A 23,898-nucleotide genomic window follows, 5' to 3' on the forward strand; every position below is an offset into this window, starting at 1 on the left:
GCATTAAGGAATTTGATTGATTAGGATATTTAATTCTTTAAATATTGACTCTAAATACTTTTATAAATACTTTTATCTATCTCCTGTTTCCCCCAAGTTCTATAAGATCCATGGTTAGGCCAAGCATATTTACATTAGAAGCATTGTGATAACGCATATGAGAATAATCGAACCTGAAAGAAGATATCTTGATACTAAATCCGGCTGACAATCCTGTGAAATTTCTCTGGTCCAGCACAGCAAGATCTCCCCCTCTCTTCACATTATAACCTACTCTGATATTAAAGGCCTGACCAGGAAATAGCTCTGCTCCCAAAGATAAATGGTCCAAAACTTTTCTACCGAATTTTGTAGTTTGTCCATTGATATCGGTATCCGGAGAAATATCGAACTCTTGCAGGTCGTGTGCAGTAATGGTAAGTGCCGCAGGAAACTCATCTAAAATCTTAGTATAACCAAGGTCTACACGAAACGGCAACCTTTCTCTTACACCATTATAAGGTCTGATCTGATAACCAAAATTACGAAAGACCAAAGCCAGCGTTTCATTGGTCTTATCAAAATAATAGGTAACGCCAGCATTAGCAGTAATTGCCGATGAACTGTAGGTATCAATTTTAGAAGTGACATAATTAACATTCATCCCGATCGTCCAATCATCTTCAAATTGATAGGCATAGCCCAGTCCTACAGACGCATCCATTGCAGAGAAATCACCATTGATATTAGAACTTTCATCGGTTCTGGGCATAGACCCATAATCCATATACCTTGCGTTGAATGAAACGAGATGCCCATATTCCATATCACGGACATAGCTAATGCTTCCAATTTTTGTGTCCGCAAGATAGGAAGCATAATTCACAGATAACATTTTATCCATTTCCAAGTTCATCAAAGCAGGATTGGCAGCCGTAAAATTCACGTCATAGTCACGAACTGATATGGCGTCTCCCAACACAGCCTGTCTAGGAGAGATCGGAATATTTAGGAACTGGTAAACTGTGGTCCCTGTCTGGGAAAAAACCACTTTGGAAACTATGATAAAAAAAAGGTAGTAAAACTTCTTCAACACTATGTCTTGGCTTTGCAAAAATAATCTATTTTGATACTAATCAAAATTTTTACACTACTATCTTTTTCATTAACGTAATTCTTTTGCTTTCATTATATTTGCACAGTCAAAATTTAAAATAAATTTGAATCTGCCTGATAATAGGCATTTGACAAACTAAGAAAAAGTAACAAAAAAAGAATGAAATATAAAAGAATCCTTCTGAAACTAAGTGGTGAAGCACTTATGGGAGAACGCCAATATGGTATTGACAATGACAGACTGAAAGAATATGCTGTGGAGATCAAAAAAGTAGTCGATAAAGGTTGTGAAGTTGCAATCGTAATTGGAGGCGGGAATATTTTCAGAGGATTGGCTGGTGCTGCAAAAGGCATGGACAGGGTTCAGGGAGATTACATGGGAATGCTTGCAACGGTCATCAACGGAATGGCTCTACAAGGCGCTTTGGAAGATGCTGGAATCATGACAAGATTACAATCTGCTATCGAAATGGATAAAGTAGCTGAACCTTTCATCAAAAGAAAAGCCGTTCGACATTTGGAAAAAGGACGTGTTGTAATCTTCGGAGCCGGAACCGGAAATCCTTATTTTACTACCGATACTGCAGCAACACTTAGAGCAATCGAAATAGATGCTGATGTGATTCTAAAAGGAACAAGAGTGGATGGAATCTACGATAGCGACCCTGAAAAAAATGCAGACGCAGTGAAATTCAACAGTTTATCATTTGACGAAGTTTTTGAAAAGAATCTTAAAGTAATGGACATGACAGCATTTACATTAAGCCATGAAAACAAGTTACCAATCATTGTCTTTGATATGAACAAAGAAGGTAATCTGGAAAAATTAATAGCCGGAGAAAATATCGGAACCCTTGTCAACGTTTAAATGAGGATTGATTTTTGATATTTTGATTTAAGATCATTTATCAATTCATAATCATTTCTAAAAATATGTGTCAATTATCAAATTTTAAATATACAATGGAAGAATTAGAACTCATTGTAGCATCAGTAAAGCAAGAGATGGATGCTGCAATAAAGCATTTGGAACACGCTTTTCAAAAAATCAGGGCCGGACGTGCTTCTACCTCTATGGTTCAAGACGTTATGGTAGAATATTATGGTGCTCCGACTCCACTTAGCCAGGTTGCTAATGTGTCTGTAGTAGATGCAATGACGCTTTCTATCCAGCCTTGGGACAGAACGGCTTTGGGAGCGATATCAAAAGGAATCGTGAACTCCAACCTTGGTTTTGCGCCGTCTAACAATGGTGATGTTATTATTATTAATGTACCGCCTTTAACTGAGGAAAGAAGACGAGAATTGGCAAGACAAGCGAAAGGAGAAACCGACCAGACAAAAGTAACTATCAGAAATGCAAGACAAGAAGGTAACAAGGAGCTGAAAAGGTTGGACGGTGTTGCAGAAGACCTTATTAAAGGTGTAGAAAAAGATATCCAAGACCTTACAGACGCTTATGTAAAGAAAGCTGATGAACATTTGAAAGTAAAAGAAGCTGAAATCTTAAAAGTTTAATCTTCTATTATTTATAAAATTATAACCTCGCCTAAATTATTTTAAGCGAGGTTTTATTATTATAATCTAAATAAAATCGCCAGGATCAATCGATTTTCTCTTTTTACCAAATCAGGTCGCCAATTCGGGTCCAAAGTAGAAACAGTATAACCTGTTTGAGACGTAACTCCACCTCTACCGGCAAAATAAGGTACATTAGCTTCGCGATGAACAAACTCCAAACGAAACGTGATGCTTTGGTTCGGCATATAATCTAAGTTGGTAGAAAAATCCCAGCCTTCAAACTTATCTCCTGGATTAGCTGAAAAAGGAAACGCGCCTTCGGTTTGTGTCGGATTATTCGGATTAGGTAGAGGACTTGCCTGCCCTGTTGGATAAAGGACTAAATAACGTCCCGGATTTTTCATCCAACCGCCACCAACAGTCCAGGCCATTTTATCTTTCGCAAACCAAACCCTGTTGTAGAACATTGCGCTCAGGAAATATTGCGCTGGCTTATCCGGATTGTTATTATTGAAACCATTCACACCGCCGCCTTTTTCAAAACCGATATCACCAGTAAGAGAAAATGCCATTTTGGTAATGCCGTTCGATTTTGGTCTGTTGTAATAACGCCACAAAACACTGTTATCACTATGAAATCTTTTTCTGTCAGGAATCAAAGCAGCGTCTGAGCCGTAATAATTATTCGTGATGAGTTTCAGATTGCTGTTAGGAATATAAGTGACATTCGCTCCAAATCCCGGCATTGCATTGAATCGCCCATAACTCTGCCAGCCATTGATAATCCAAGGTTCTATTTTCAAATTCTTGGTTGGAAATATCTGGATTCTCAATCCATTAAAAAACCACGGTGTATTATCTGAAGTGAACGACGCCTGATATTCCCAATTCTCAGCCTGATAAAAAGAATTGAGCCCAATGTAAGACATAAACAAACCAGCATCAATATTGATTCCGTACCATTTGTTGATGTGGATCCCGGCATTGGCTTCGCTCAGATATCGATAGACATCATTCAGTTTATATTGTCCGCGGTAAGGACTGTAATCGTTTCTCGGAATTACGATAGAGCGCATTCCAAACTGCGTCATAATTCTCGCTCTGGCATTCTTATAATAGAAATCGCCCCCAAAATGTAAAGCAGAAATCTGAATTTCATTATGTCTTGCAATTGCCGTGCTTCCAATCGCAGTATTATCAATTGGATTGTTAAAAGAGTAATTGTAATTGACATCCACCAAAACACTTGGAACAAAGAACTGATTATCTTTCCAAATATTTTTTGTTCGTCTGTCGTTTCCGTTTGCCCAGCTCATATCCAAACCTTCGAATGGTTCTCCTAGTTGTTTGTTGACTTTGGGTAATTCAGTCTCAGCTGTGTCAATTTTAGAATTAGTCTGTAGTTTTAAACTATCAAGAATTTCTTTTTTGACTTGCTGAACAATACTCTTTTTGTCGGTTTCTGTTAAAGTTTGAGCATTACTGTTCAATGACCATAAGCACAAGGCTATGATGATATTTTTTTTCATTTGATTAATGATAAAATTTAGTTTTATAAAATAGGCTGGATTTTGTTTTCTCTTTTCAAATCGATTTTTGAAACAGGCTGATAAACCAGAGGCGTATGTTCTATTACAACATCACTTTTGTCCAATCCGAATGCAGCTTCATCACTTTGTCCGAGACGTTTCAGAAAGAAATAAGAATTAAGTAAAACGCCTTCTCTTAAAGCAAATTCATTTTCCACAGAAAGGAATTTCTCGATAATGACAAATTTGAAATCCGGTTCATTATTGTATTTCGTAGAACCATCAGGACGAATGTGAAGATTAAGTTCTTTGCAGTTGACCAAATCCTGCATTATCTTTTTAAAATACAATTCGGTTTTTGGCTGAATCCTGAATCCGATATTGATATTAACTTTAATCACTTTATCATCCACCAATTCTGAAATATTGTAAGACAACGTATAAGGCTCTTCCGTCCTGTTGATATGAAGAAACCAATAAACATCTGCTTTTTTAGGATTTTTGGAGAATATAGATCTGATGATTTTTTCTTCTATCTGATGACGCTGATCGGCCTTGGTCAAATAAACCAGATGTGTTGCAAACTTCGGAATATCTTGGTCAGAGCTTAACTCTTTTATTTGCGGGACAAATTGTCCAAGATCTGTAAACTTCGTAAATCTGTTATTGATTTTTCTCGCAAAAAACCAAACATACATGGTCATAAAAATGAACAATTCGAAGAACAAGAACATCCATCGTTCCTTGATTTTAGCAACGTTTGCAATGAAAAATGAAATCTCAACCGTCGCAAATAAAATTAATAATCCGAAGACTAAAAACTTGTTCCATTTCAATCGATAAATCAAAAAGTAACAAAGCAAAATAGTTGTCATCATCATCGCAATTGTGATACTGAAGCCATAAGCCGCTTCCATATGTGTCGAAGATTGGAAATAGACAATCATCAGAACACAACCTGCCCAAAGGATATTATTCACACTCGGGATATAGATCTGACCTTTGATATTGGAAGGTTGTCTCACCGCTACTCTGGTCCAGAAATTAAGGTTCATTGCCTCGCTGATTAAAGTATAACTTCCGCTGATTAATGCCTGCGAAGCAATCACAGTTGCAAGCGTCGCAATGATAATTCCCGGAATTAAAAACCAATCAGGCATTATTTCGTAAAAAAGATTTCTGCCTTTGAGCGCTATTCCACCTTCATGCATCAACCAAGCCGCTTGCCCCAGATAACAAGAAACCAAAGAAATTTTCACGAATATCCAGGTGATTCTGATATTCTTTTTGCCGCAATGTCCAAGGTCAGAATACAACGCTTCCGCTCCTGTTGTACAAAGAAAAACCGCGCCTAAAAGCCAGAAACCGTGAGGATAATTAACCAGCAATTCATAAGCATAATGCGGGCTTAAAGCTTTGATAACAGAAGGAAACTGGATGATTTGTGAAATTCCCAAAACAAATAACATCACAAACCAAACTGCCATTACAGGGCCGAAAACACGGCCTATCTTATGCGTCCCGAATCTTTGAAAAAAGAATAGTAAGGAAAGAATTACAATGACAATCGGGACTGTTGGGATATGCTCCAGACCTTTTACCATTTCCAACCCTTCAACTGCAGAAGCTACAGAAATCGGAGGTGTGATAATCCCATCTGCCAATAATGTTGTAGCACCAAGAATAGTCGGAATTGCAAGCCATTTTCCGTACCTGCGAACCAATGCATATAATGAGAAAATCCCGCCTTCGCCAGCATTATCAGCTTTTAAAGTCAGCCAGACATATTTGATGGTTGTCTGTAAAACCAAAGTCCAAAAGATGCAGGAAACACCTCCTAAGACTAATGTCTCCGTGATTTCTCTTTCTCCAATAACTGCTCGGAGAGCATAAAGAGGACTTGTACCGATGTCGCCATAAATAATTCCCAAGGCGACCAATAAGGAAGCAGCAGTAATCTTGCTGTTAATTCCATTTTTCAACTTTTCCATTCATTAATAATTGATGATGCAAAAGTGGCAAGAAGCCTATCGGTAAAAGATAAAAAGAATGGACGTTTGTATAAAGAAAATATAAAGATTGAAATATGTTTTATAAAACACAAAGGTACTAAAACAAGAATTATTAATAAAATATTTAAGGCACAAAGCTGGAAACCCTTGTGCCTTAAAAAATTAACATCAAAATTTAATATTGTGCCTTTGTGTTTAACTTACTGAAATCTGTAACCTACTCCGCTTTCAGTAATAATATGTTTCGGCTGGTTAGGATTGTCTTCAATTTTTTTACGTAATGTTCCAACAAAAACTCTCAAATACTGCGTTTCGGTTTGGTAGCCAACACCCCAGATTTCTTTCAGAATATATTGATGCGTCAAAACGCTTCCTTCGTGCTTTGCAAAAAGTGAAATCAAATTAAATTCTGTTGAGGTTAATTTAATCAGTTCATCATTCTTCTTAACCGTTCTATTGACCAAATTAATCTGCAAATCATCAATCTCAATTACAGAAGTATTTTCCTGAGTCTGAGTCCTCCGAATCGCTGAGCGGATACGAGCCATTAATTCTGCAGTTCGAAAAGGTTTTGTCAGATAATCTGTTGCGCCGTTATCCAGAGCAGAAACAATATCATTTTCGCTGTTTTGGACGGACAGAATAATAATCGCCTTGTTATACCATTCCCGGAGTTCTTTCAGAATCTCGTGGCCACTTTTGTCGGGTAAACCAATATCCAATAAAATCAATTCTGGTGGATGATTGGCTGCCATTATGATTCCTTGTTTTCCGGTTTCTGCCTGCAACACTTTGTAGTCATTACTTTCCAAGGTAATTTCCAGCAATTTTCGGATCTGTGGCTCATCATCTATGATAAGAATCTCAGCTTTATTCATTTTTAAGATTATTGATGTAAGACGTTTCTGCAGGAATTTCTATTGTAAAAACAGCACCGCCATTTTCTTTATTATTGAGTTTGATTTTTCCGTTTTGGGCTTCAACAAAACCTTTGACAATTGATAATCCTAATCCGCTTCCTCCAGTTTTCGAATTGGGTAGACGATAAAATTTATCAAAGACCAAGTCGATTTTATCTTCGGGAAAACCGTTGCCATTATCCGAAATCAAAATAATTAAATTTTCTGATTGATACTTCACTTCAATTTCAATGATTGAATTTTCAGACGTATATTGAATCGAGTTATGCAGAAGATTATGTATGATCTGTTCCGTGAATCCTTCATCAATTTTGAACAACGGCAGACTCTCATCGGGCTGAAAAACAATTTTATGATTTTCATTAATCGCTAATTTCTGAAGAACAGAATTAATCAAATCATTAATATCACACCAATCGACCTTTGGACGTAAAATTCCATTCTCTAAGCGACTGATGTTTAGAAGATTTTCAACTTGTCTATCGAGTCGGAATCCAGCTTTTCCAATTTCATTAAGCAAAATATTCTGATTGTCCACGGATAGTTTTTCCTTATTTTCATTAAGTGTATCAACTGCTCCGAGAATTGTGGAAATTGGCGTTCTTAGCTCGTGAGAAAGGGAATTGAGAAGTGTGTTGTATAATTTGATCGTGTTTTCTTTTTCTTCTTTATCTCTCGCTTTTTTCTCGGCTTCCCGGATTTTGAAAGTCAAAACAGCATTCACCAAAGCAATAAAAAAATATAGGAAAAACATCAGCATATCCTGCGTATTATTGATATGAAAATTATAAATCGGAGGAATGAAAAAAAAATTCCAGATCAGCGCACTTAAAACCGCTGAAATAATAACAGGAACAATATCAAAAAGCATTGCAATTACAGAAACAGTCATCAGTAAAATCAATGAAGAGGTTCTGTAACTGAGCCAATCTTGTAAGGAAAAACATAGAACGGCAACAACTAAGACTGTGAAAATGCTTAGAAGATATTGCCTGATCAATGAAATATTTTTAGTTGCAGGTATTTTCAATTCGATAATCAAAAAGTTGAACAAATTTAGGTATTAAGGTATAAAGATTTTATAAAGAATAGCAAATCAATCTGAAATTAAAATTCCTATATCTATATAAAGCAAAAAGGACAAGCAATGGCTCATCCTTTTAGTTTATTAAAAATCCAGTATTATTATTTAGTTTCCACTACCGAGCTTTTCAGCCAATTGCTGTGGAACTTACAATCCTTGTATTTGTTATCAATGGAAATGAAGATGGAAGGGATTTTATTATTGACCCATTTTTCCACAATTTCATTTTTCTTCTTGTTAAGAGCCATATCCTTGATTCTTTCGTAGTCCGTAGATAGCTCTAGTTGATGTGCATCTATGATATCATTTACCTGGATAATGCTGATCATTTTTCTTTTCTGAGAATCTTCTTGCTGGAATGGATCTGTAATATCACCTTTTTTAAGACCGGCGATCTGATAAGAAATCGTAGGATCTAGTCCCAATTTTTCCAATTTGTCTGATCCATCACTATTGTTGGCAATCACACCTGCACTGAATTTGTTGCTCTTATCATCTGAAAATTTATAAGCTGCATCTTTGAAGCTGATTTTTTTCTCCATGATCAATGTCCTGATGCTATCTAATTCTTTTTTAGCAGCAGTAAGTTCGTCCGCATTTGGGGTACTTTTTATCAGAATATGTCTGGCATCGTACTTTTTACCATTTCTCTTTACCAGTTGTATCAGATGATAGCCAAACTCAGATTCAACCGGATCGGACAAGTCTCCTTCCTGTAGATTAAGAGCAGCAGCTTCGAACGGCTTTACCATCTGGCCGGTATTGATATTCTTATACAATCCTCCCACAGCAGCAGAACCTTCGTCCTCAGAATAGATCCTTGCCATATTCTCAAAGGACTCTCCACCTTTTATGTCCTGTTTGATCTTATTCAGTTTATCTATGATCTCTTTTTTATGGGCTTCAGTTAATTTCGGATAGATACTGATCTTGGAAAGCGACACTTCATCCTTTACATTCGGAAGCTGGAATTTGAATTGATTATAAAAATCAGTCACTTCATTTGGTGTTACATCTGCTTTATCTGTAATACGTCCGTATTTTGCCTGTCCATAATAATTATCTGCATCGATCTTCTCGATCGCATTTTTCATCTCGTAACTTGTTCTGAATTTATACGCCGCCAGCATCGCCTTTTCATCCGGGAACTGTCCCAAGATCTGCGTATATTTATTACCTGCCATTTCTTTTATAGCAGCAGACCTGTTTTCTATAAGTGTATCCTTTTTAGCTTCATAGATCAGCAATTTGTTATTCAGGATACTTTCCATAAAATCACATTTATCCCCAACATTAGCGCCTTGCTGCTTAGCATAGTTCGCTTGATCCTCTATGTCAGACTCCAGAACGATCTCGTCACCAATTACGGCTGCGATACCATCTATAAGCTGACCTTTTTGTAATTGTGCAGATAATTTCCCACTAAAAAGGAAAACAAATACTGACAATAAAAAAAGACATTTAGTGTATTTTGACATTATTATTGTTTATTAAGGTGCAAAATTAGAATTATCAGCCAATTCTGCTTTATTTTTAATTATAATTATTTCTTAAAATTTTTATTCAGTTCTTGCATAAAAGCAGGCTGAATTTCAACTTTTGTTTTTTTACGTTGATCGGCAATTGTTTTCTGGAGTAATTTTTCAGTAACAGCATCATCCATTTCCGGCTCTGCTTCTGCCTGGGTCATCTGTTGTTCCGGCAAAAGTTCATCGATAGTAACGATTACATCTCTTTCTCCAATTTTGGTAAGGAATGTTCCTTTTTTGAATGGCACATTATGTTTTTTGAAGATATCGGCAGACTCCTGAACTTTTCCTTCTTCAAAATGTACCAAGACTTGATTTTTATCATTTACCTGGTCTTTATATTTTGCTTTGAGTGCTTCCCATTTTTTAGGATCTTTCAGTTCCTTCTCCACATCTTTTACAAGTTTCGGATCAGAAACAACTGCTACTCTGGAAACAGCCCTCTTTTCCCAAACAAACTTGGATTTGTTCTCATTATAATATTGGGTATAAAGTTGAAGATTGTTCTTGACCTCATTCTTAAGATACTCTGAGAAGATATATTCTGAGTAAAGATTTTTCTTCAGTTCATCCAATTCAGGTTTGATCTCCGGGAGATCTTCAAAACTCCTGGCATAACTTCCTAATATATACTGCATAGCCTGATAACTCACAAGATCCGACCATTGATTGCCTGGCATCTGCTCAAGATTTTTGTACTGTGAATCTATTGCTTTTTTCAGATCCTCGTAAGTCACCTTGTTTTTTCCGTAAGTGAAAAGAACTTCTTTTGTGTCTTTTGGGTTCAAGTAGTTCTGGTAGGATTTTTTGATCTCGGCAAAATTTGCCGTTTCCGTATATTTATTCTGAGTTTTTAGCCAATCTGTCAATTTTTCTGTTACTTCTTCCCCATAACTTGTAGATAACATTTCTTTCTGGAAGAAACTTCTGTTAGCATCCGTCAATATATAAGGCTCAATATTATAGATATTGAAAATAAAATATTTTTCTCCGAATTTGATCGGCTCTTTAGTATAGAAATCTTTCGCCTGACCTTTGAATGCATTATAAACATCGTCTGGTAAAATAGGAGAACCCATCACAGCTCCGCCAGATTTCTTTTCTTCATCAGTTGCTCCAAATTCTTTTACAACAGCTTGAAATTTCTTTCCAGATTCTAATTCTTTATATATTTTGGCTTTGGTAGTTTCATAATTAGCATCTGCAGGAATTGTCAAAACTCCGAAAATCAAATATCCCAAGCTTGGTCTTGAGTTCACCACTTTTGCAAAAGCCACAACATTCGGTTGATCAATGAAATTAGTGTAAGAGTTAATCGGCGTATTCTTTACTTGCTGATAAAGTTCGTAATCCAACATCCCTGGTTTTACATAAAATGCCTTGCCAGCCTCAGGATTAGCATTCTTTGCTAAGAAATCCTCCATCTTGACCTTTCCGCTTTTCACCTCATTATAAAGTGCTTTGTAATCGGTCTTATCTTCTGTTTTTTTCTCCTTTATGAAAAGTAAAACCTGAATCTCATTGTTACTAGATTTCACGAAATCCTGTAACAACGGATCGACCAAATTCTTTGGATAAAACTTTTGTTCTCTCAGTTCGGACAGTTTTTGATTTACAGTATTCACAAAGAAATTAAGTGTATCTGCCTTTTTCTCTTGTGCCAACTGTTGCAATAACAAAAATTCTACTGTAGAGTTCACAGATTTGTCCGGACCAGAATTCTCCAGTCCGTACTTATTGTCCCTCATATAATCTTTTACAGAGATACTGTCTTTCCCCACGATAAGATATTGGGAAAAGATCATTTGTGAAGCTAAAACAACAGGAAAAAAAATCTTCTTCATTTGATATATTTTATAGCACTCTTTTGGAGTGATAAATTTTAATTAAGTTAAATTTATATAGCAGATTCGAAAGATGTCAATTCTTTGAACTGATTGATTCTCTCGCTCAATTCCTCTTTTGTAACAGTTTCGATTCTTTCTGTCCCGAATTTCTCTACTGTGAAAGATGCCATTGCGCTTCCCACAAGAATCGCAGTTTTCATAGTTTCAAAACTGAAATCACCTTTCTTTGTAAGATAAGATGCGAAACCTCCTGCAAAAGTATCACCTGCTCCTGTTGGATCAAAAACTTCTTCCAAAGGCAATGCAGGAATTGCGAAAACTTTCCCTTCATGGAACAGTAGTGCACCATGTTCTCCTTTTTTGATGATCACATATTTTGGTCCTAATTCGTGGATTTTTTTAGCCGCTTTTACCAAAGAATATTCTCCGGAAAGCTGTCTTGCTTCTTCATCATTGATTGTGATAACATCCGTTTTTGCGATTACTTTCATCAAATTGTCCCAGGCAATATCCATCCAGAAATTCATGGTATCAAGAATTACCAATTGTGGTTTTGTCTTCATTCTTTCCAAAACAGAAAGCTGAACCACAGGATCCAGATTTCCTAACAAAAGAACTTCTGCCTCAGAAGAATGTTCCGGGACTTTTGGGTCAAAATCTGCCAAAACATTAAGCTCTGTAACCAATGTATCTCTGGAATTAAGGTCATTGTGATATTTTCCGCTCCAGAAAAAAGTCTTACCTTCTTTCACCATTTCTACTCCATCAACATTGATATTTTTAGAAGTCAGCATATCAAGATATTCCTGAGGAAAATCGCCTCCGATAACAGAAACCAAACTTACATCCGTCTCCAAAGCAGAAGCTGCCAAACCAATAAAAGTGGCTGCTCCTCCAAGAATCTTATCTGTTTTACCAAAAGGTGTTTCGATGGCATCAAAGGCTACAGTTCCTACCGCTAATAATTTCATATTTTAAGTTTTTATGTCGGAATTCCCGATTCTGGAAGTCCGAAGTTTTTATATTATTTTCTAAATTTTAATTTTGTTCTTCCTATTTTTTCCACTCAAAAGAATCTATCATATGGAGAAGGTCTCTTTTCACATAATCTATTGCCGGACCCAATGAATCTGGTCTTGGACGGGAATTGAAATACAAATTCCCTGTTACAAAATGTCTTGTACTGTCTGTCACAAAAAATTGAACATTGGATGCCGTCTGACCTTTCAGAAGATAAAAATTCCCATATACTTTTTTCTCAGGATACTGGAAAAATTTGGTATCGATAGAGCTAGCTTTGATCGTATGTTCATAAACCATTTTCTCAACTTCTTTCACGTGAAGAGGGAAATCATTTTTGATAGGAAAATAAGTCAGGAAAACCTTTGCTTTCATCTTTGGATAGTTGACATAATACCAGCAATTTTCCTTGGCATCTTCTACCCTTGAAAAATCAGAATAATCGAAAGAGTAATTGCAAGGCGAATCGAATCTCAAATATTTTGGATTCGGATACTCCAGGCGCAGGTCTCCTTTTGGCTTGGGAATAGGTTCTTTGCCACAGGAAAACAATACGAGTCCTACAAAAATTCTCAATAGATTTTTAAACATCCGGCAAAAATAACAATTAGAATCGATACAGAGAATTTTGAAAACGTAATTTTTGTTAAGAATAATTGATTTACAGAGAAATGTGTGGCTAAAATCTTTATTGATGATTTATTTATCGCTGATTTTTGGAGATTTTGCTGATTATTTTTAAATCTTAATTGGAAAAGTCTTCGACTCCGCTCAGACTGACAATATTTTATTATTGAGATTAGTATTCAAAGATGTCACACTGAGCGGAGTCGAAGTATTTTTTTCATAAGAATAACAAAACCGCCAAATCATTGTAGAAAGTTCGAATCATGTGGAACATGCAGCCCGACTTGAACGGAAATCCTTTTTTGCATTTACTTGAGTTCTGTTTAATTTGAAAACGTCTTGCAAAAAAGATTGGGAGTGGAAGGCGGAAATAGCTGCCCAAATTATCTTAATCTGTTTTAAAATGCGTTAAAATTGAACTTTAATCTGATAAAATCAAAATATTTGTAACCTTTTTGATGTTGTCATCGTATAATATAATGCAACCTAATAGAATGAGGTTTTTATAATGAGACAATTAAAAATTACAAAACAGGTTACCAACAGGGAAACCGCATCACTAGACAAGTATCTGCAAGAGATTGGAAAAGTTGAATTGATCACCGCTGACGAGGAGGTAGATTTGGCTCAGAGAATCCGTGCAGGTGACAGAGCTGCTCTTGAAAAACTGATCAAAGCTAACTTACGTTTCGTGGTTTCGGTTTCTAAGCAGTATCAAAATCAGGGACTTTCCCTTCCCGATCTGATCAACGAAGGAAATCTTGGTCTAATGAAAGCGGCGAAAAGATATGATGAAACGAGAGGTTTCAAATTCATCTCATATGCTGTTTGGTGGATTCGTCAATCGATTTTGCAGGCTTTGGCTGAGCAGTCGAGAATTGTAAGACTACCTTTGAATAAGATTGGTTCTATCAACAAGATCAACAAAGCTTATGCTCACCTGGAGCAAGAGAACGAAAGACCGCCTTCTCCGGAAGAATTGGCGGAAGTTCTTGATATGAGCGAGGAAGATATCAAAGAATCTATGAAAAACAGTGGTCGTCACCTTTCGATGGATGCGCCGCTTGTGGAAGGTGAAGATTCTAACCTTTATGACGTATTGCGTTCTGGTGAATCTCCAAGTCCGGATAAAGATTTGATGTTGGAATCTCTACAAATCGAGATCGAAAGAGCGCTTCAGACTTTGACGCCAAGAGAAGCTGATCTGGTAAGATTATATTTCGGATTGAACGGAAAACACCCAATGACTTTGGAAGAAATTGGTGAAACTTTTGACCTTACGAGAGAAAGAGTTCGTCAGATCAAAGAAAAAGCAATCAAGAGATTGAAGCATAATACGAGAAGTAAGATTTTGAAGTCTTACCTTGGTAAATAAGATTTTCATTCTTGAAATGGTTTTAAGCAGGACTTTTTGGTCTTGCTTTTTTTGTCTATAATTGATGGAATAAAATTAACTTTGTTTAAAATCTAAAACCATTTATGAAAAGAATATTTTTATTACTTGCTTTTTCATTGCTTATTAATTCTTGTAATGAAAGCAAAACCAACGAGAAAGAAATTGTTGAAAAAGCGGCTGAAAATACAGAATCAAGTTTTCCAATTAAAAGAATGAGCCAAAGCCAAGATATTTTAAACGGAATTTATTCAGAATTATTAAAGAATGATTCTCAATTGAAAAAACTTGATGAAAATGTGGTTTCATTACAACAAGATAGTAGAATAATCCAAAATCTGAATGATGACATAATTAATAATTCTGGTGATTACTATTTACTTGCAGAAAACACAGCAAAATCAATAAGAGATTCTATATTAAAGAAAGAAATTTTGGAACTCGTGAAAAATAGTTCGGAAAAATTCAATGTGAAAAAGGATAAATTCGAGGAACTTAAGAAGCGAATAAATCTTAATCATCACAAAATCTACAGTTTTTACCAAGCTGTAAAAGTTCGAAAAACAATTCCTGAAATTGAAAAATACCAGCAAGCTCATCCTTTAAAAACTGATAGTTTGAATATGTTTATCAATAAACAAAATCAGTTATTGAACGAGTTGAAAAATATGAATTAACATGAGTATCTCAATCATTGGTGGCGGAATTGGCGGATTAACTTTAGGGAATTTTCTGAAGCAACAAAACATCGATTTCAAAATCTATGAAAGCGCACTCGAAATAAAACCTGTTGGAGCAGGAATTGCGATGGCTGGAAATGCAATGCAAATCTTCGACAAACTCAGATTGAAAAAGAAAATCGAAAATGCTGGAACCAAAATGCACGCTTTAATTATCACTGATGAAAAGCTGAAAACCATTTCTAAAACTGATGTTCTAAAACTTGAAAGCAAATACAAAGTTTGCAACATCGCCATTCACAGAGCTGATTTGCAGAGAATCTTGAGTGAAAATATTTCGGAACACATTATTTTGAATAAACGTCTTTCGAAAATTGATAAGAAAGAAAATTACCATTTGACTTTTGAAGATGATTTAGAAATTGAAAGTCAAATTGTCTTCGGAGCTGATGGCGTAAAATCGTTGGTTCGGAATCAAATTTTGAAATCTGGAGAAATCCGAAATGCGAAACAAAAATGCTGGCGCGGAATCTTGAAAACTGAAATTCCTAAAAAATACAGCCACAACGCTTATGAAATGTGGGGAAAAGGTAAACGTTTCGGATTTGTAAAACTGTCGGAAAATACGTTGTATTGGTACGCTTTGGTGAATGAGAAATTTTATTCTGATAAAATTGATTTGTTGGAAACGTTTCGGGAATTTCATCCCGATATTTTGGAAATGATTTCTAAAACTTCAAAGGAAAATATTATTCTGAATGACATCATCGATATCAAACCAATGGACAATTGGTCATCAGAAAATCTTTGCCTGATTGGCGATGCTGCCCATGCAACGACTCCAAATATGGGACAAGGCGGTTGCCAAGCGGTTGAAGATGCCTATGTAATTGGAAAACTATTGGAAAATGAAAAAGATTGGAACAAAGTTTTTTCTCAATTTGAAAAAATCAGGAAAGAAAAGGTTCATCATATTGTGAATACGAGCTGGACACTTGGGAAAGTGGCACAATGGGAGAATTTTACGAGATTTCGAAATTTTATTTTTAGAATGATTCCGGAATCTGTCAATCAAAAACAGATGGAAAAGATTATAAGATTGGAAATTTAGTTTTATGGTCTTCGAGAGCCTCAGACTGACAACTGCATTGGTCTTTCCTTCGTCAAATTCAGGACAAACTTCGCCACAGACCGGCATTGTTATTACTCTTCTTCTTTTTTAATTTTTTCAATCAAACTTTCCAATTCTTTGATTTTATCTTTCAGATTTTTGATATCGTTTTTATTATTAGTGACTTTGCTTTTCAGCATTACTGTTCTAGCGCGTTCACTATGACTTTCTTCGTCTTCATCTTCATTGATTTCTTCCACATCTTCTTGGATTTCGTCAATATCTTCCTGGATTTCTTCTACATCTTCCTGAATTTCCTCAATATCTTCTTGGATTTCATCTATATCTTCTTGAATCTCATTAACATCTTCTTTCAAGTCCTCGATATGCTCAGAGCTTTTATTAACTGACATCTGGATAAAAATCGCCAGATAGATTGCCTCTAAAGAAACTACAGTTGTGAGAACCAACAACATATGTTCAAATTCTACAATATTGAAAATCGGTAAAGCAAAACTGACGATGAAAAAAATAGTATGAAAAATCAATGATTGGATAGAACCTACCCACCAAATAATTCCGTTCGCTATTTTCTCTAGGACAGATAGCTTTTCTTGATTTTCTTCTGTAAGTCTCATTGGAAAATTTTGATAAAAGTAATGATTAAAAAGGCGATTTGCAAAAAGCTTTAGTTAATAACATCAGCCAAAGCTTTATCCAAATTATCATAATTAAATTTAAAACCTGAATTTTCAATTTTTTTAGAAGAAATCCGGCTTCCTTCCAAAGCCAAGACCGACATTTCGCCTAAAACAGTTTTGATGATAAATTTTGGAATATTGGGTAAAAATAATGTCTTACCGAGATGAGATGCAAGTTTTTTCGTGAGAACTTCATTGGTTACAAAATCTGGAGCAGATGCATTGTAAGCACCGTTGATAGAAACATCTTCTACTGCTTTGAAATAGATATTGACAAGGTCATCCAAATGAATCCAAGGAAAATATTGTCTTCCCGTTCCTAAAGGTGTCCCAAGGTTGAAGCCTACCGGTTTCCTGAAAACATCCAAAGCACCACCTTTTTCAGAAAGAACAGTTGCCGTTCTGATTCGGACTACTCTGCTTCCAAGATTTTGAAATTGTAAAGCTTTTATTTCCCAATCTGCACAAATACGACCTAAAAAGTCTTCTGCCGGAGAATCTTCTTCTGAAAAAATATGTTCTGATGTAATTTGTCCGTAGAATCCAACCGCTGAAGCCGAAATAAATGCTTCGGGATGAATATTTTTTTCCAGCATCTTTTCATAGATAAATTGTGCGGAATCTACTCTACTTTTATAAATTTCTTTTTTATAGGATCTTGTCCAGCGTTTGCTGATTGGCGCTCCAGCCAAATGAATGAAAATATAAGTATTATCGAGTGCGCCCTCTTCTAAAAAATGATTTTCATAGTCCCAAACATAAGATTTGAAATCTGATCTTTCTTTATGTGAACGAACTAAAATTTCAACTTGATAGCCGCGTTCGTATAATTTTCGGGAGAGTCTTTTGCCTACTAAACCTGTTGCCCCACTTATGAGAATCTTTTTCATCAGCTTTTATTTTACCAAAATAAACAAAAAAGATTCCAACGAAAGGTTTAGAAAAATTAATTTTGAGAAAAATGATAATTTACACAAATCTGAAGTAAGAACATTTTTTAAAGCAACCTGATCTTATCCTCTAAAATATCAATTATTTTATCTTTATAGAGACCTCCTATTGCTTTTTTGAAGTTTTTCTTGCTCATTTGCAACTCATCTTTGATTTCTTCAGGAGAAGATCGATCGGAAAGATAAAGTAGTCCATAGTTATCATTGAGCTTATCAATTACTTTTTGTTTGAACTCATCTACATTTTCAAAACCTTGAGGTTGCAATGTCACATCAATCTTCCCATCTTCGCGGATTGTTTTGATATAACCAGATTCTTCAGACAATGGATATAATTTTTTGAAAACATCCGAAGAGTAGATCAGTCCGATATATTTTTTTTCAATGACGACATTCCAACCCAATTCGGATTCGTTCATCATTATCAGATTTACCTTATCTCCATTTTTAAAAGGAATCTGATCATATTGAGGATTACGCTTGAACTTGGTTGTCCCTGTTATCAATCCAGTTGTTTCATCAACATAAACATAAACTAAATAACGTTTACCTTCTATGATCTTGGATTTCTGTTGCTTGTATGGAATAAAAAGATCTTTGATAATTCCCCAATCCATAAAGGCACCGGTAGGTAAACTTTGAACACAAGTCATTACCGCAAACTCCCCTATTTCTGCATTGGCCTTTTCCACTGTTGCTTTCAGGTTATTATCATCCTGATAAACAAACACTTCCACCTCAGTCCCAATTGCCCAAGAATCATCGGCAAAAATTTTTTGGATAAAAGCTTTTTCTCCAAATTCGTCTTTTAAGATAAAACCAGAAGATATTTGTTCTGCAATTGTAAGTGTTTGAGTTTGTCCTAGCTTCATAAAATTGAATTTCCTGCAAAAATACAGATACTTTTCTTAATCTAACTTTTAAGAATCATTTTTTGTTAGACCTCGATGCTTTGTATGCGTTCAGAAAAAATCAATTATTCTCGTAGTCAGGTCTTTTTCGGAATATTTCTTCGCCAAAACACATTTTTAAAATAAACAAAATGATGGCAACTATTTTTACTACTATTAGGTTATTAAATCTTGACATAATGATTATCTTATTTTGTAAATTGAAATCTCTGCAGAAACGTCTCCCAAAACAGAAATATCCATATTTCCTGTTACAATCCCGAAATTGAGATTTTCTCCGACTTTCAGGTTATAAATATGATTGATACGGCCTTCCGTTAAAGAAACTTTGGTTGCGATGACGGGAATAGTTCCGCTTGCCAGATAAATATAATCTAGCAATACAGGTGTTTTTCCAGCATCTGAAGTTTTAGAAATCACTAATCCAGGTTTTGCCGAGGCAGGAATATCTTTGGTAAGCCCATCCCCAAATCTCAAAGAATAGTTAATCGCATAAAGTCCTGTTTCGGGCACAATATATTGGTTATCTTTCACAAATTCCTGTCCAATATCTTTTACCAGCTGAGCATTGAATTGGAGAACCTTAAAATCTGAGCCCAAAAGCTCTACACCTGAACTTACGAATCATAATCCAGATGTTCCTTTTGCTGCAAAAGCACTAGGATCACTGAACATTTTTTTCCAGATGCCTTTGGTTCTTTTATCTGTATGCGTATAATGTGCATCATAGATATAATAACCAGAGCTTGTCATATTCTGAGTTTTGAGGGAAGATGATGAAGCTAATGGAGTTACAATCTGGATAAACGTTCCGTTTTGAGCTGTTCCATAGAGCTGATCCTTTAATTTCAGTGAGTCTGCCGTAGTTCTGGGTGGTATAATACCATCTGGAATTGTAGGCAGTGTAGATTTATGTACCTCTAAATTAGCTAAAGGTTTCGGCGTATTTATTCCAATCTGTGATTTGATATTGATAAATAACAAACCAAAAATTAAGAAATATATCGTTTTCATAAAATTAGTTTTTTTCAGAACCTGAAGCCCGCAATGTTACTAGACCTTATGTAGTTCCAAGACTTCATTGTACTGGACAGTACACACCCTGTTTATACTCTGCCCCAGTTCTGCAAAAGAAATGAGGCAGATATAAAATGCAAATAATGAATGTTTTTCTTGTAAAAAAGTTCCACCAGACTACCATCTAGTTCCATCTCTCACTGGCGGATCCGGATCTACTTCTGGTTTTGCAACGGCAGAAGCAACCTCACCAGTTTCTGCTGAATCACTTGATTTTTTTAGAACTTTATTTTGTTGCGTAATGCTTTCTTGAATATCTGCAGTCTCGTCTTCTTGTCGGCAAGAAACAAAGTTCATAGTGACAACAGCAATCGCTAAAATGGAAATAAATTTTTTCATGATATAAATAATGTTTAATGTTTTAAAAAATGAGTCGGTTTGAAAAATATTTCATTTGAAATACATGGCAAAAGTATGTGCAAAACACCGTTTATAAAAACATAAGTGGTCTTTATTTTGAAATTTTGACGTCCTAATTCATAAATAAGGACGTATTTAAAATATTGATTTACAAATATTTACACTTAATTTTAACAACTCTCTTATCATAACGATTTTTTATTAAAAAATTCTCAAACATATTTCATATTTCCGTATTTTTGAAGACACAAATGATTGAGATAATTATTGCAATGAAAAATTTTTTCTTGATCATATTTCTACTATTCTCCAGCTATGTTTTTTCTGAAGACGTCAGCCCAAAAAGCTATGAGATATTAAGAAAAAAATACAGCACTTTCCCTGAAGATGATGGTCGTGCTTTTTTGTATTTGAATTCGTACATCAAAAAAGCAAAAGCAGAAAAAAAAGACTTAGAACTTTTCCAAGGTTATCGTGATGCTGTTTATTATTCCAAGTCATTGGATAAAAAATTGAAGTATGCGGACAGTTGTTTAGATGCCGCCTACAAATCTTCAAACGATAATAGAATTGCCACTGCCTACGTCTTGAAAGGCAGTGTATATTATGCCAATTACAGGAAATATAAACCTGCATTGGACGAATATCTGATGGCTTACAAATATTCTAAAGACACCAGAGATCTTTATCTAAAAAATAAGGTTTCTTACCATCTTGGCGTTGTAAAAAATTATTTGGGTTACCACGAGGAAGCTTTAGAGCTGTTCAAAAACTGTGTATCCTATTTCGAGGCAGAATCCAACGACAAAACATCACACGAATCTCAAAGATTCAATAATAAGAAAGGTTATCTGAACAGCTTGCATCAAATGGTGATTTGTTACAGAAATCTAAAGGATACAAAAAAAACAGATTCTCTCATAGATATTGGTCTTTTAAAAACCTTCAATGATAAAGACTTTTTATTGGAAAGAAGTTATTTCTTAAAAAGCAAAGGCCTTTCCGAGTACAGTAATAACAAATATACCTCTGCAATTGATTATATGAACGAATCCCTAGGCTTGATCAAAGATGATTTTGCCTGGATGTCTGTAGATTATTTTTACATTGGCAAAAGTTATCTCGCTCTTAAGGATGAGGATAAAGCTATATCATACTTTAAAAAAACTGACTCTATCTTTACAAAACATGATTTTATACTTCCCGAACTGAGAGAAAATTATGAATTACTCATCAATCACTATAAAATAAATAAAGATCACGAAAAGCAACTTTTCTACACAACACAATTACTGAAAGCGGATAGTATCATTTCAAGAGACTTCGCCTATCTTTCTTTGAAAATTCATCGGGAATATGATACAAACACACTGATAGAAGAAAAAGGCAGACTAGAAACAGCAAATACCTGGGGAGGATTCTTGATTGCTGCTTTATTTATTTCAGGAGGCATCCTCGTTTTCATCCTGAACAAAAAATACAAAAAGGAAAAAGACACGCTTAGCAAGTATCTTCTTTTGGAAGATAAAATGAAGAATAACAGCTATGTAAGTTTAGATCACATATCCGCAAAAACTTCACCTGCCGCTATTCTAACCTCCGATTCTTTAGATGAGAAAAAGACTCAGATTGCAGCAGCAATAAAAAGAGACCTATTAAGGAAACTACAATCCTTCGAAGAGAAAAAACAATTTACCCAAAAGGGCCTTACGATACAAAAGCTTGCCATTCAAATGGATACGAATACAAATTATCTATCCAACGTCATCAATGAGCAAAAAGGAATGAACTTCAACAAGTATCTGGGAGACTTAAGAATCAGATACATTACGAGACTTATGTTTGAGAAGAGCATCTATCTCAATTACACCATAGATACCTTGGCAAAGGAATGTGGCATTGCGTCCCGACAAAATTTCTCAGATCTTTTTTATGAGATCAATGGCATCCGTCCTACAGACTTCATTCGGAAAAGGAAAAAAGAGCTCGAAAATAATAATGGCGGCAACTTTTCTCCCTTAGAAAGGCTTCACGGATTGTTATAATAATTTTATTTTTAAGAACTCTTCTATTTTCAGAGTTTTTTGTTCTCCCGAAACAAGATTTTTGATCGTAACTGTTTGATCTTTTATTTCCTGTTCGCCTAGAAAAACCAGATTTTCGATTCCCTTTTTCTCAGCATAAGTAAACTGTTTTTTCAACTTCGAAGCTTCAGGATATAACTCTGCTGAAATATTTTTATCTCTAAGTTCAGAAATAAGTTTCAAAGCTTCTATAGATTCTTTTTCACCGTAATTGGCAAAAAGATATTCAACTTTCACTTCAGAATCTCCCGGAAAAATCCCCAATTCTTCCATCACAAGATAAATCCTGTCCAATCCGAAAGAAATTCCAATACCAGGAATATCTTTGACTCCGAAAACCTCTGTCAAATTATCATAACGTCCGCCCCCACCAATAGAGCCCATTGCAACTTTATCCGCTTTAACTTCGAAGATTGCGCCTGTATAATAATCCAAACCTCTGGCTAAAGTAATATCAAACACAAGACTTTGAGAATCAATTCCAAGATTTAGAGCATTTTTAATGACGAATTCTAATTCCTCTACGCCTTTCTGTCCGGTTTCGTTTCCTTGGAATTTTTCTTTTAAGTTTAATAGATTCTCAAGGGCATCATCAGTTTGATTGAAAAGGAAATCCAATTTTTCAATCGCTTCTTCGGAGATTCCTTTTTCAAGCATTTCTTTTGTCACACCATCTTTTCCGATTTTGTCCAATTTATCCAAAGCAACTGTAAAATCAATCAATTTATCTGCAATTCCAGCATATTCTGCAATTCCGGAAAGTATTTTTCTATTATTGATATGAACAGAAACTGATAATTTCAAGTCTTTAAATGATTTGAAATATAACTGAAGCAATTCTACTTCTTGCCAAAGGCTTGTACTTCCAACAACATCCGCATCGCATTGATAAAACTCTCTAAATCTTCCTTTCTGCGGACGGTCAGCTCTCCACACTGGCTGAATCTGATAACGTTTGAAAGGAAAAGCCAATTGCCCTTGGTTCATCGCCACGAATCTTGCAAAAGGTACGGTTAGATCGTAACGAAGTGCCTTTTCGGAAATCTGGGAAATTAGCTTTTGAGAATTTTTGTTTGTCCAATCTTCTTCATTCGTTTTTGAAGCATAATCTCCGGAATTAAGGATTTTAAAAATCAATCTATCACCTTCCTCTCCATATTTTCCAGTCAAAGTAGAAAGATTTTCAAAACTTGGAGTTTCCAATGGTTGGAATCCAAATAATTCAAAATTTTTCTGAAGAATATTGATGATATATTTTCTTCTGGAAACTTCTTTCGCAGTAAAATCCCTTGTCCCTTTTGCTAAGCTCGGCTTCATTATATAATTGATAAATGATGATTGATAAATAATAAATCGGTTGCAAAAATACGGATTATAGCCAATACTCTAAAAAGTAATGACCAAACTTCTCCAAATTCATCGTAAAATTGTAAATTAGTGACCAAAC

At 35.3% G+C, this 23,898-nt stretch carries 22 protein-coding genes; 6 read left to right on the forward strand and 16 right to left on the reverse strand.

Annotated elements, in window-relative coordinates; translation table 11 throughout:
• Positions 1-76 precede the first annotated feature (76 nt).
• Positions 77-1,072: a type IX secretion system protein PorQ gene (gene porQ, locus RTX21_RS06120; protein WP_312766024.1), complete on the reverse strand. Its 996-nt coding sequence runs from the start codon at positions 1,070-1,072 to the stop codon at positions 77-79.
• 183 nt (positions 1,073-1,255) lie between these two features.
• Between porQ and pyrH the strand changes: the two genes are divergently transcribed.
• Together pyrH and frr are read left to right on the forward strand one after the other, a co-directional pair.
• Complete coding sequence (pyrH, locus tag RTX21_RS06125; RefSeq protein WP_312766025.1) at positions 1,256-1,963, forward strand: UMP kinase; 708 nt, start codon at positions 1,256-1,258, stop codon at positions 1,961-1,963.
• 95 nt (positions 1,964-2,058) lie between these two features.
• Positions 2,059-2,613 (forward strand): ribosome recycling factor, encoded by a 555-nt coding sequence (gene frr / locus RTX21_RS06130; protein WP_116036670.1) that lies wholly within the window; start codon positions 2,059-2,061, stop codon positions 2,611-2,613.
• Positions 2,614-2,672: 59 nt separating this feature from the next.
• On the opposite strand, the gene RTX21_RS06135 is transcribed toward frr, so the two are convergent.
• The 8 genes from RTX21_RS06135 to gldD all read right to left on the reverse strand — a co-directional run bounded on the left by RTX21_RS06135 (position 2,673) and on the right by gldD (position 13,148).
• Positions 2,673-4,145, reverse strand: coding sequence for an outer membrane beta-barrel protein (locus RTX21_RS06135; RefSeq protein WP_312766026.1), 1,473 nt, complete (start codon positions 4,143-4,145; stop codon positions 2,673-2,675).
• A 23-nt stretch (positions 4,146-4,168) separates the two neighbouring features.
• On the reverse strand, positions 4,169-6,136 hold the full coding sequence (locus RTX21_RS06140; protein WP_312766028.1) for a KUP/HAK/KT family potassium transporter: 1,968 nt from the start codon (positions 6,134-6,136) through the stop codon (positions 4,169-4,171).
• A 221-nt stretch (positions 6,137-6,357) separates the two neighbouring features.
• The gene (locus RTX21_RS06145; RefSeq protein WP_312766030.1) at positions 6,358-7,035 is read right to left on the reverse strand and encodes a response regulator transcription factor; all 678 of its coding nucleotides are present in this window, start codon (positions 7,033-7,035) and stop codon (positions 6,358-6,360) included.
• Positions 7,028-8,131 (reverse strand): ATP-binding protein, encoded by a 1,104-nt coding sequence (locus RTX21_RS06150; protein WP_312766032.1) that lies wholly within the window; start codon positions 8,129-8,131, stop codon positions 7,028-7,030. Before RTX21_RS06150 ends, RTX21_RS06145 begins: the two co-directional genes overlap by 8 nt.
• A gap of 131 nt (positions 8,132-8,262) precedes the next feature.
• On the reverse strand, positions 8,263-9,639 hold the full coding sequence (locus RTX21_RS06155) for a peptidylprolyl isomerase (protein ID WP_312766034.1): 1,377 nt from the start codon (positions 9,637-9,639) through the stop codon (positions 8,263-8,265).
• A gap of 65 nt (positions 9,640-9,704) precedes the next feature.
• Positions 9,705-11,534 (reverse strand): hypothetical protein, encoded by a 1,830-nt coding sequence (locus RTX21_RS06160; protein WP_312766036.1) that lies wholly within the window; start codon positions 11,532-11,534, stop codon positions 9,705-9,707.
• A gap of 53 nt (positions 11,535-11,587) precedes the next feature.
• A complete protein-coding gene (locus tag RTX21_RS06165; protein WP_312766038.1) occupies positions 11,588-12,508 on the reverse strand; it encodes a PfkB family carbohydrate kinase in 921 nt (306 codons plus the stop codon).
• Between the two features lie 82 nt (positions 12,509-12,590).
• On the reverse strand, positions 12,591-13,148 hold the full coding sequence (gene gldD / locus RTX21_RS06170) for a gliding motility lipoprotein GldD (RefSeq protein WP_312766039.1): 558 nt from the start codon (positions 13,146-13,148) through the stop codon (positions 12,591-12,593).
• A 544-nt stretch (positions 13,149-13,692) separates the two neighbouring features.
• Here gldD and RTX21_RS06175 point away from each other — a divergent pair.
• The 3 genes from RTX21_RS06175 to RTX21_RS06185 all read left to right on the forward strand — a co-directional run bounded on the left by RTX21_RS06175 (position 13,693) and on the right by RTX21_RS06185 (position 16,368).
• Positions 13,693-14,559, forward strand: a complete 867-nt coding sequence (locus RTX21_RS06175; protein ID WP_027383822.1) for an RNA polymerase sigma factor RpoD/SigA — start codon at positions 13,693-13,695, stop codon at positions 14,557-14,559.
• A 104-nt stretch (positions 14,560-14,663) separates the two neighbouring features.
• Complete coding sequence (locus RTX21_RS06180) at positions 14,664-15,254, forward strand: hypothetical protein (protein WP_312766042.1); 591 nt, start codon at positions 14,664-14,666, stop codon at positions 15,252-15,254.
• Between the two features lies 1 nt (position 15,255).
• Positions 15,256-16,368 carry an FAD-dependent monooxygenase gene (locus tag RTX21_RS06185; RefSeq protein ID WP_312766045.1) on the forward strand — a complete coding sequence of 371 codons (1,113 nt, stop codon included), beginning with the start codon at positions 15,256-15,258 and terminating at the stop codon, positions 16,366-16,368.
• Positions 16,369-16,460: 92 nt separating this feature from the next.
• On the opposite strand, the gene RTX21_RS06190 is transcribed toward RTX21_RS06185, so the two are convergent.
• From RTX21_RS06190 to RTX21_RS06215, 6 genes are all read right to left on the reverse strand, one after another.
• Positions 16,461-17,006 carry a DUF1003 domain-containing protein gene (locus RTX21_RS06190; protein ID WP_312766047.1) on the reverse strand — a complete coding sequence of 182 codons (546 nt, stop codon included), beginning with the start codon at positions 17,004-17,006 and terminating at the stop codon, positions 16,461-16,463.
• Positions 17,007-17,056: 50 nt separating this feature from the next.
• Entirely contained in the window at positions 17,057-17,959 is a 903-nt protein-coding gene (locus RTX21_RS06195) for a TIGR01777 family oxidoreductase (RefSeq protein WP_312766049.1), read from the reverse strand.
• A 107-nt stretch (positions 17,960-18,066) separates the two neighbouring features.
• Positions 18,067-18,891: a S1-like domain-containing RNA-binding protein gene (locus RTX21_RS06200; RefSeq protein WP_312766051.1), complete on the reverse strand. Its 825-nt coding sequence runs from the start codon at positions 18,889-18,891 to the stop codon at positions 18,067-18,069.
• A 222-nt stretch (positions 18,892-19,113) separates the two neighbouring features.
• A complete protein-coding gene (locus RTX21_RS06205; RefSeq protein ID WP_312766052.1) occupies positions 19,114-19,530 on the reverse strand; it encodes a hypothetical protein in 417 nt (138 codons plus the stop codon).
• 24 nt (positions 19,531-19,554) lie between these two features.
• A complete protein-coding gene (locus RTX21_RS06210; protein ID WP_312766053.1) occupies positions 19,555-19,944 on the reverse strand; it encodes a hypothetical protein in 390 nt (129 codons plus the stop codon).
• A gap of 180 nt (positions 19,945-20,124) precedes the next feature.
• A complete protein-coding gene (locus RTX21_RS06215; protein ID WP_312766055.1) occupies positions 20,125-20,346 on the reverse strand; it encodes a hypothetical protein in 222 nt (73 codons plus the stop codon).
• A 293-nt stretch (positions 20,347-20,639) separates the two neighbouring features.
• Between RTX21_RS06215 and RTX21_RS06220 the strand changes: the two genes are divergently transcribed.
• On the forward strand, positions 20,640-22,412 hold the full coding sequence (locus RTX21_RS06220; RefSeq protein WP_312766056.1) for a helix-turn-helix domain-containing protein: 1,773 nt from the start codon (positions 20,640-20,642) through the stop codon (positions 22,410-22,412).
• Here RTX21_RS06220 and hisS read toward each other — a convergent pair.
• The gene (hisS, locus tag RTX21_RS06225) at positions 22,407-23,768 is read right to left on the reverse strand and encodes a histidine--tRNA ligase (RefSeq protein ID WP_312766058.1); all 1,362 of its coding nucleotides are present in this window, start codon (positions 23,766-23,768) and stop codon (positions 22,407-22,409) included. The genes RTX21_RS06220 and hisS overlap by 6 nt on opposite strands.
• Between the last annotated feature and the right edge of the window lie 130 nt (positions 23,769-23,898).

This window comes from Epilithonimonas sp., assembly GCF_032054305.1.
Taxonomy (GTDB): domain Bacteria; phylum Bacteroidota; class Bacteroidia; order Flavobacteriales; family Weeksellaceae; genus Epilithonimonas.

Bases quoted from the DNA above. Each gene is read 5' to 3' on its own strand.
- pyrH (WP_312766025.1), top strand. From the start codon at position 1,256: ATGAAATATAAAAGAATCCTTCTGAAACTAAGTGGTGAAGCACTTATG.
- frr (WP_116036670.1), top strand. From the start codon at position 2,059: ATGGAAGAATTAGAACTCATTGTAGCATCAGTAAAGCAAGAGATGGAT.
- RTX21_RS06135 (WP_312766026.1), bottom strand. From the start codon at position 4,145: ATGAAAAAAAATATCATCATAGCCTTGTGCTTATGGTCATTGAACAGT.
- RTX21_RS06140 (WP_312766028.1), bottom strand. From the start codon at position 6,136: ATGGAAAAGTTGAAAAATGGAATTAACAGCAAGATTACTGCTGCTTCC.
- RTX21_RS06145 (WP_312766030.1), bottom strand. From the start codon at position 7,035: ATGAATAAAGCTGAGATTCTTATCATAGATGATGAGCCACAGATCCGA.
- RTX21_RS06155 (WP_312766034.1), bottom strand. From the start codon at position 9,639: ATGTCAAAATACACTAAATGTCTTTTTTTATTGTCAGTATTTGTTTTC.
- RTX21_RS06160 (WP_312766036.1), bottom strand. From the start codon at position 11,534: ATGAAGAAGATTTTTTTTCCTGTTGTTTTAGCTTCACAAATGATCTTT.
- RTX21_RS06165 (WP_312766038.1), bottom strand. From the start codon at position 12,508: ATGAAATTATTAGCGGTAGGAACTGTAGCCTTTGATGCCATCGAAACA.
- gldD (WP_312766039.1), bottom strand. From the start codon at position 13,148: ATGTTTAAAAATCTATTGAGAATTTTTGTAGGACTCGTATTGTTTTCC.
- RTX21_RS06175 (WP_027383822.1), top strand. From the start codon at position 13,693: ATGAGACAATTAAAAATTACAAAACAGGTTACCAACAGGGAAACCGCA.
- RTX21_RS06180 (WP_312766042.1), top strand. From the start codon at position 14,664: ATGAAAAGAATATTTTTATTACTTGCTTTTTCATTGCTTATTAATTCT.
- RTX21_RS06185 (WP_312766045.1), top strand. From the start codon at position 15,256: ATGAGTATCTCAATCATTGGTGGCGGAATTGGCGGATTAACTTTAGGG.
- RTX21_RS06190 (WP_312766047.1), bottom strand. From the start codon at position 17,006: ATGAGACTTACAGAAGAAAATCAAGAAAAGCTATCTGTCCTAGAGAAA.
- RTX21_RS06195 (WP_312766049.1), bottom strand. From the start codon at position 17,959: ATGAAAAAGATTCTCATAAGTGGGGCAACAGGTTTAGTAGGCAAAAGA.
- RTX21_RS06200 (WP_312766051.1), bottom strand. From the start codon at position 18,891: ATGAAGCTAGGACAAACTCAAACACTTACAATTGCAGAACAAATATCT.
- RTX21_RS06210 (WP_312766053.1), bottom strand. From the start codon at position 19,944: ATGAAAACGATATATTTCTTAATTTTTGGTTTGTTATTTATCAATATC.
- RTX21_RS06215 (WP_312766055.1), bottom strand. From the start codon at position 20,346: ATGAAAAAATTTATTTCCATTTTAGCGATTGCTGTTGTCACTATGAAC.
- RTX21_RS06220 (WP_312766056.1), top strand. From the start codon at position 20,640: ATGAAAAATTTTTTCTTGATCATATTTCTACTATTCTCCAGCTATGTT.
- hisS (WP_312766058.1), bottom strand. From the start codon at position 23,768: ATGAAGCCGAGCTTAGCAAAAGGGACAAGGGATTTTACTGCGAAAGAA.